Source organism: Moorena sp. SIO3I6 (assembly GCF_010672095.1).
On the sequence record NZ_JAAHHU010001222.1, the window covers coordinates 1 to 1535 of the forward strand.

Below are 1535 nucleotides of genomic sequence, written 5' to 3' on the forward strand. Positions count from 1 at the left end.
TCGTCAGGGGTGTCAGCAAGTCATCACACAACTTCAAAGCTCGGCTCAAACAGGCAAAGAGGTTCAAGTTGATCCCTTATTTGTGGACTTGACCATGAATATCATTGCCTACTTTTTCCTAGGTGTTACCTTTGATAAAACCTCAAACTTTCCAGGGGAACCCCCCTTCGATGCCAAGCGCCTGTATGCAGCTCTTGCAGTCCTCGAAAAACATGTACTTTTGCAGACCGCAGGTCGCAGTCGATGGTTTAAGTTTCTCCCTACCTCAGAAGGGCGAGAATACCGACAGGCTCAAGATTATTTACAACAGAATTTAAAACCTCGGGTCGCGATGGCGTTGCAAGTGGCCAGGGCTTCTGAGGCCGAATCCCCATCAGTCAGTTCGTCGTTTCGGGATTCGATGTTGGTTCAATTTGCTAAAAACCCCCAGCATGACGAAGACTCCCTGATGGCCGAGACCCGAGCCTTGATCTTTGCAGGTCATGACACTACGGCTCATACCATGTCCTTTGCAGTCGGCGAATTGGGGCTTAATCCTGGAGTCTTTCAGGCCGCACAACAGGCTGTGGATCAAGCCTGGGAGAAGGAAGGGGAGCTAAATCTTTCTACTTTGAAACATTTAGACTATATAGAAGCTGTGGTCAAGGAAGCGTTACGACTCCATCCAGTGGCCACCGGAATCCCCCTAGTCACGACCCAAGAGACAGAATTGGATGGGGTCAAGATGCCGAAAAATGTAGGCGTCGAACCTTTTTTCTGGGCTGCGGGACAGGATCCTGAGATGTTTCCAAAACCGGAAGAATTTCGTCCAGAGCGATGGCTGCAAAAGGAAACTGACCAACAGCCACTCCCCCTCCTGTTTGGATTTTCCCGAGGATCTCATTTTTGTTTAGGCGCATCTCTAGCACTTTTAGAAGCAACGGTGATGTTGTCTTTACTCCTCCGTCATTTTAACTGGGAACTCGTAAATGGCCGAGATTCTCTAGAAGATGTTAATCAGTATTTGACAGTATTTCCCCGCGATCGCATGCCGATTCGTTTTGTTTCGAGAACTGAATCGAGAGCTTAGACTTGTTAGTCTTGAATGCTCAGCTCTAGTCGCTCTGCGAATCTGAGCTTAGCGGAGCGAGCACGAGGATTATGCTGGATTTCTTCAGCTTGTGCTACAGTTGGCTTTTTGGTTAGCACTCGCAATAGTGAGCAATTCGTTGACAACTCCCGGAATTTGTGCTTAACAATCCGGTCTTCCAAGCTGTGAAAACTGATAATTCCAAGTCTTCCTCCTGGTTTCAGCCAATGGGGGGCAATGTCGAGAAAGGTTTCGAGGCTCTCAAGTTCCTGGTTGACCACAATCCGTAGGGCTTGAAACACCCGAGTCGCTGGGTGAATTCTGCCATAGCGGTATTTAGGGGGAACACAAGATGCGATCGCATTGGCTAATTCAGTGGTTGTCTGAAACGGACGCTTCTCTACAATCCGCCGTGCCATCCGCCGGGATAACCGTTCTTCCCCATACTTATAAAAAACATCCGCTA

The 1535-nt window shown here is 48.5% G+C and carries 2 protein-coding genes; one reads left to right on the top strand and one right to left on the bottom strand.

Going from position 1 to position 1535, the window contains the following annotated elements; all coding sequences use genetic code 11:
• A partial coding sequence (locus F6K49_RS47895; RefSeq protein WP_293109629.1) for a cytochrome P450 occupies nt 1–1069 on the top strand: 1069 nt, incomplete at its 5' end.
• A gap of 5 nt (nt 1070–1074) precedes the next feature.
• On the opposite strand, the gene rsmH is transcribed toward F6K49_RS47895, so the two are convergent.
• Nucleotides 1075–1535: 16S rRNA (cytosine(1402)-N(4))-methyltransferase RsmH (gene rsmH / locus F6K49_RS47900; protein ID WP_293109632.1), on the bottom strand; the 461-nt coding region annotated here is incomplete at its 5' end.